We start from the raw sequence: 6,154 nt of genomic DNA on the forward strand, positions 1-6,154 counted from the left end.
AATACTTTCTTATGCTAAGTTTGATCGTAATAAAATAGGAGCAAGGAATAGCCTTGCTCCTATTTTATACCTAAACTTCTATGCACTTTACTTCGTGTTACTTTTTAAGCTTGTTGATCGCCACGAATCCACTCTTCTCTACGTTTTTATCTTGGAATTCTGGGCTTGTAATATAATCTAGTAAAGCTTTCACCGTTCCTGTTGCTGCCCCTTTGGTGTACATGTGTTCTAAGGCATAAATAGGATACTGACCATTACCTACGGTATCAGCGCTAAACGCTACGCCATTGTACTTTAAAGCCTTGACGGTGTCTTTCAGGTAGGCTGCGTCGATATAGCCAATTGATCCTGGAGTTTGGGCGACACCTGTGATCAAGTTACCAGTAGAATCTTGGGCGGCGGCTGCATCCGTGAAGTCTTTACCGTCCATCACGATCTTAACTATAGTCGCGCGGGAACCCGAAGATTTAGCTCGCCCGATAATGGATATCTTGGCGTCCTTACCACCAACATCTTTCCAGTTGGTAATCTTTCCGGTAAAGATGTCCGATAATTGAGCTTTGGTTATGTTATCCAAAGTAACATCTTTATTAACAATTATTAGGAAAGGCGCTACCGCAACTTGATGGTCGACCAATCCTTTATCTTTCAGTTCATCCGTCACAAATACATCGGAGTTACCAATATCCACAGAGCCGCTAGCCACATTGTTTAGACCTGTAAAAGACCCACCACCGCTTAAGTTTACTTGAACACCGGGATTTTTGGCCATAAAATCGTCTGCAGCTATTTTAACAAGTGGTTGGAGTGCTGTTGAGCCTGCAGCAGAGATAGTTTTCTTGTCAATGGTTGTAGCGCTTGGTGTTGGTGTCGTCGGAGCAGCAGTTTGGCCACATCCGGCCAATACCATTAGAGCAATCAAAGTCGTACTTACAAGAGCAATTTTTGATTTCGTTTTAAACAATTTTGTTTCCTCCTTAAATTTCCTTTAGCACAAATTGATTATACCGGAAGTTTGTAAAGTCTTAATGAAATGAATGTAAAGTTTAAGTTAAATTTTGATTTTATTCCCGACGAGCAAAAAGGTATCCTACTCCCCTTACCGATTCTAGAACTGGTCCTAAAGTCTTTAGCTTATTGCGCAAATGGCTAATATGGACATCAATTGTTCTGCTATCCGTGCTGGAAAGGTAGCCCCAGACCTTCTGGATTAGGTATTCGCGGCTAAATACTTGGTAAGGGTTGGCTACGAAGAGCACCAACAGTTCGAATTCTTTCACCGTTAAGTTTAATGGCTTAGCAGCTATAGTAGCAATGTAACTTTCCTGAACTATCTCTAATGTCCCCCACCTCAAAGGACCATTTGATAGCTCATTTTTCCGTTGTTCTTCTCTTAGTCTTGCCTTAATTCTGGCAAATAATTCTCTAGAACTAAACGGCTTAGTTATGTAATCGTCAGCTCCAAGCTCAAGTCCGATTACTTTGTCTGCTACATCGTCACGGGCACTTAAAATTATGATTGGGATGGCTGCAGTATCATTTTGGGCCCGTAGTATTTTACACACATCATAGCCATCGATCACAGGTAGCGTTAGATCTAGGATTATAAGGTCTGGTTTTTCTCTCCTGGCGAGATCTAACCCTTGCTCGCCATCGGAGGCGGTAAAAACAGCAAACCCTTCTTTTTCTAGGTTATACCGAACCAGTTCTTGAATTTGGACGTCGTCCTCTATAAGTAAAACTTTGGTCACACTATAACTCCCCCTAATAAAGGCCCTCCTTTACTAATTTTCATTCTGAAAAACAACTAGCTATATAATAATAGTTGTATGTAAAATCTGGATGAATGGAATGTAAAGTTATTGTTAAATCTTTTGGTACGGAATCCTTATTACGTCCGTTTTCCTTTTGTTCTGTAACACCAACATCATCCACTGTGATATTGACACAAGGGGCAGGATTCTCAAAGACTTCATGGATCTGCGTTACGTCGATTTGGTGCTCTTTTTCCTTTCCCTCATTGTAATTTCTCGTCTCAGAGAAAATCCCAAACTCAGCGAAATACCGAGCAGAAATAAGACCATCAAAACTAAAATTGGTACTGCCCAGCTTCTGGCTAATTCAACTATAGCAATCGTAAGGGCGATGCCCCAGAAAGTCCTCCAGTCGCCGCAGAAAAAGTCGAATATCTTTTTCAATATATTCATCATCCATTTCCTCCTGCACTAGCTAGTTTCTTTTGCCTGATTCCATAAGGTTTCAGCCAATTGATGAGGATGACACTCAAAGCCAGGAAGAAGGTGATTAAAACGAACAAGAACAAATCGGTATACGGCCATTGAATTCCCAGGCCTTCTCCGGCCCAAAAGGTACCAAACGTTACCAGCATAATATCCACGGAAAATTTCAGGGTATTTTCCGGAATCTTCGTCAGCGGGCCACGAATCGCCAGACCAAGGATCACGACGATGAGCAAGGCCAACGAGGCTCCGACCGTCGCCATCCAGATTCCATTGAATTTATCGGTTGCTGCTGTAGATCCGAAGGTAATGACAATAAACGCCACTTCTAGACCTTCCAAGAGTACACTTTTATAGGAAGTTCTGGCAGATGTCTCTTTTTAATCTTCAGACTAAACGCTAAATTTTCAAAGACATTCATATGGGGCCAGACCAGCTGACATCTCCGTTCGTGATGACCCCTGCATCGATATCTGTTAGAGGCACAAAGGGTTGCTCGAAGCAAGGCTGCTATCAACACCATAAAAGTGCCGACAACCATTGACCAACCTTTTTTTCCCTTGACGAAGACCTGTTTGGTCGAAGAGGAAACTGTATTATAATTTTTCTTTTTGAGCCACCAAAATTGGAGAACAATGGCAGAGGCAGTGACCATTACTACCACTAGGGACATCCCGGCAGCAAGCCGGGTAATTCACCGGGGCTTCGCTTAACGAGGCATAAATCTGGTAAGTAGCGATGGGAATATGGGTCTGAGGGGTTATCGCTGCAGCTATGCCAAAGTCCCCAAATCCTTCGGCAAAAGCAATGGATCCGCCAGCTAACCAGGCTGGGGCTAAAAGAGGCAAGAGAATGCTCCTCATAATTTGCCTCCGGCTTGCCCCTGCTAGATAGCCCGCTTCCACTTGGTCACTGTTAATATTGCGTAGGGCCTGTTGCATACTAAAATGCACATAGGGGAAATAACGCAGACCCATAATTAAGATCAAGCCAAAACGGGTAAAGAACCAAGCTGACCAGCCGTTGGGCAAACCGAGCAATTGAGACATAATCCCTTGATCCTGCATCAGGATGACCCAACCCTGGGCAATGACATAAGACGGGACAAAAAACACCACCCAGATCAGAGAGTCCAGTCCTGCCTGTAATTTTGGGGGTGCTTTTTCTAGGGAAAAGGCGGTGAAAGAACCCACGATCTCAGCACAAAAACCGCTTCTTCAGGGCTTCCTTCGGCCTGCTTAATTGTTATCGCTGCCAGGGTTTCACTGTAAAGGCTGCTTTCCGACATAACCTGGTCGATCAGGTAGCGCATTTCACTTTCAATTTCTTGACAATCCAAAACTATACCCTTTTTCAGCCGCTCATACTTCAGTCGTTAAATTGATTCTTCAATGGCAAGAGTTCCGCCTTTTACTGCAACACTTTGACATAGCTCTTCTTTTCGATTCCTGGACCCGTCAGTTTAAATCCCTGTCATTACTCACAGAGTTTGCTTCAATGAAATTGTTGCTGCTTTGTGTGGGTCCCGCAAATCTCCTGGATAGGCCGTTCTGAATGCCCTCTCCTGGTCCTCCGGTTGAGCGTCATTTAATAAATACCTCGCCTAGATAGAATAAGCTTTGTTGAGCGCTTTCCCGTACTTTAACCATAACAAGACTATTATTAGGTTCTTCAATGGTCTTAACATGATAAATTTTAAGTATTTCTTGTGTTATTTTATGGGAACCTCTTCTGAACCTTTGATTAATACTTCGGTTCTTTTCTTTCTAATCATCAATTAGTCTTCTTCCTTTTCACATTTGATTATCCGATTTTTTGCTTCATTCTCAAATCCAACGCTAATTGAATCAAATCATCTACGGCCCGTTCTGTGGAGCGGCCAGGTAAAGCTATCGCTGCTTTTTCCTGCATTCTTTCAATATCCTCGGGATAACTTAAGAAGCGGTTGAGAAGCTGTTCCAATTCCGCTTCAGTACCTGCTACGTGTCCAGCGCCTAGGCGTTGCACAAACTGTGCATTTTCATCTTCCTGCCCTGGGATCGGCTTGAAGATAACCAGCGGCAAGTGCTTCGTTAACGCCTCGGAAACCGTTAATCCGCCCGCCTTAGTGATAATCAAATCGGAAACCTCCATTAATTCCTCAACATTATGAACATACCCTAACCGCACGATGAGGTTACGAGCCTGCACACTTACTTCTTCTAAAAAGTGATATAGCTTTTCATTTTTTCCACAAACGATAATAGATTGAACCGGGACCAAAGAATCTGCGAGTCTCTTGCAGATTCTTTTCACGCTTTTCACCCCCCCGTACGCCCCTCCCATCACAAGAAAGGTGGGAAGATCCGGATTTAAGCCTAGCTTGGAAATAATGTGCCCTCGATTCATTTCCCCTTCGAATTTCGGGCTGATCGGGATCCCCGTCACATGAATACGTTGTGCTTCAATTCCCCAGGACACTAAACTTTCCTTTACCTCTGTACAGGCCACCATGTAGCGATCAACACCTGGATGGACCCAATGACTGTGAACAGCATAATCTGTCATTATGGTAATCACCGGAACATGAAGAATTCGTTCAAGCCTGAGTTGGGCTAGAATCGAAGAAACTGTGGGATAAGTGCAGACAATGAGATCTGGTGCAAACGCCTGGATGTATTTAAGAAAATCACTGCGACCCAATTGATTCAAAAAACGTTGAATCATCGATTCGGGTTGGAGTTTAGCTGTTTTATAATAAAATCTTCCCCAAAGCTTTGGGGTATGTTTAATCATCTCAATGTATAAGTTTTTAGCCATGGTGTTTAACCGCTTACTCAAAAAATCGCCAAAATCTAAATGAATAATTTTTGCAAAAGGCTCCTTAATAAGTATACCTTCAATAACAGCTTCTGCCGCCCGAAAATGTCCGTTTCCAAACCCTGCAGAGAATACGAGAATCCTTAACTGTTTCAACTCTGGCCCTCCCTCTCAACATCTTTTTTCTCACTATTCTGACCTTAGTAGAAAGCCAGAAGGAACTCATCTGAAATCTACACAAGTCGCAATGTTAAACCATCTAACCGATTACAGGCAAAATCTAAAAAACCCGCTGAAGTAGCAATTGTCAGCGGGATCAATATTTCTGACGCCTTTTCATAGCTCTCTTCAGAACACCCTTCGTTCTGAGATACAAAGGGATATAGAGGACCAGAAACGCTAACATTATGATCAATCCATTGGGCTGGGTGAGAAAATGGCAAATACAAGCCACTTGTTTCAGGGAACTTATTCCAGTTTTGAGTTGCCCATGTTTCGAACTCTTTGTGACCGTCGAAAACAATTCCCAAGGAATGGTGTGGCACACACATGTCTTGTACTAGGTGTAGCGCTGCTCCCAAAAAGAACATACCTTTAGCAACGTTCTTTGGGAAAAAAGTGAAAGCCCTATTGAAATAGTACTGGCACTCCGCCGTTGCACCAGGCCAGCCAATGATTCCTTGCTTGTCAGGATGGCTGTAAAAATGATTGACGTTTTTCCAACCGCGGTCAGCCCAGTATAAACCTTTTGTCAGCATTGAGTGATGAGCCTTGAATAATTTGGCTACATCCTCTTTTCCATCATGCTTCAAAGCAAGATATGCCTGTTCCAGACAATGAACATGGGTTACGCCTGGGGTGTCGAGAAAATATTGCAAGGGACCCGCCGTAGCAAGAAGCAACTTTGTCATCTTACCAAGTGTCTGACCAATAATCTTCTCATACATATCCAAGTCAACACCTCTCCTTTGTACTTGAGATAATTTTAAGGCATGACTGTAAAGAAGGTATTATTCTCATGTTAAGAAATTACTAAGTTCTGTTAAATTTAAGTTATTTATTAAGGGATTATTGCACTCAGCCAATTTTATATTTCCTGCTTATTCAGTTATAGG

At 42.8% G+C, this 6,154-nt stretch carries 8 protein-coding genes; all 8 read right to left on the reverse strand.

The features are described 5' to 3' along the window. Positions 1-97: 97 nt before the first annotated feature. The 8 genes from DSOL_RS12845 to DSOL_RS12885 all read right to left on the reverse strand — a co-directional run bounded on the left by DSOL_RS12845 (position 98) and on the right by DSOL_RS12885 (position 5,986). Positions 98-964, reverse strand: a complete 867-nt coding sequence (locus DSOL_RS12845) for a phosphate ABC transporter substrate-binding protein (protein ID WP_075365247.1) — start codon at positions 962-964, stop codon at positions 98-100. A gap of 100 nt (positions 965-1,064) precedes the next feature. Further along, positions 1,065-1,751: a response regulator transcription factor gene (locus DSOL_RS12850; protein ID WP_075365248.1), complete on the reverse strand. Its 687-nt coding sequence runs from the start codon at positions 1,749-1,751 to the stop codon at positions 1,065-1,067. Between the two features lie 234 nt (positions 1,752-1,985). Continuing rightward, on the reverse strand, positions 1,986-2,210 hold the full coding sequence (locus DSOL_RS12855) for a hypothetical protein (protein ID WP_235838806.1): 225 nt from the start codon (positions 2,208-2,210) through the stop codon (positions 1,986-1,988). Beyond that, positions 2,207-2,581: a hypothetical protein gene (locus DSOL_RS12860; protein ID WP_139314466.1), complete on the reverse strand. Its 375-nt coding sequence runs from the start codon at positions 2,579-2,581 to the stop codon at positions 2,207-2,209. Before DSOL_RS12860 ends, DSOL_RS12855 begins: the two co-directional genes overlap by 4 nt. Positions 2,582-2,836: 255 nt before the next feature. Next, positions 2,837-3,433 (reverse strand): ABC transporter permease subunit, encoded by a 597-nt coding sequence (locus tag DSOL_RS12865; RefSeq protein WP_075365249.1) that lies wholly within the window; start codon positions 3,431-3,433, stop codon positions 2,837-2,839. Beyond that, entirely contained in the window at positions 3,406-3,579 is a 174-nt protein-coding gene (locus DSOL_RS12870; protein WP_427854402.1) for a carbon-phosphorus lyase complex subunit PhnI, read from the reverse strand. The genes DSOL_RS12865 and DSOL_RS12870 overlap by 28 nt, the downstream gene beginning before the upstream one ends. Before the next feature lie 464 nt (positions 3,580-4,043). Then, positions 4,044-5,195: an MGDG synthase family glycosyltransferase gene (locus tag DSOL_RS12880; RefSeq protein ID WP_075365250.1), complete on the reverse strand. Its 1,152-nt coding sequence runs from the start codon at positions 5,193-5,195 to the stop codon at positions 4,044-4,046. 77 nt (positions 5,196-5,272) lie between these two features. Further along, positions 5,273-5,986, reverse strand: coding sequence for a zinc dependent phospholipase C family protein (locus DSOL_RS12885; RefSeq protein WP_075365254.1), 714 nt, complete (start codon positions 5,984-5,986; stop codon positions 5,273-5,275). Between the last annotated feature and the right edge of the window lie 168 nt (positions 5,987-6,154).

This window comes from Desulfosporosinus metallidurans (genome assembly GCF_001936615.1).
Taxonomy (GTDB): domain Bacteria; phylum Bacillota; class Desulfitobacteriia; order Desulfitobacteriales; family Desulfitobacteriaceae; genus Desulfosporosinus; species Desulfosporosinus metallidurans.

Excerpts from the sequence above, each read along its gene's own strand:
- DSOL_RS12855 (WP_235838806.1), bottom strand. The coding sequence starts at position 2,210 with ATGATGAATATATTGAAAAAGATATTCGACTTTTTCTGCGGCGACTGG.
- DSOL_RS12885 (WP_075365254.1), bottom strand. The coding sequence starts at position 5,986 with ATGTATGAGAAGATTATTGGTCAGACACTTGGTAAGATGACAAAGTTG.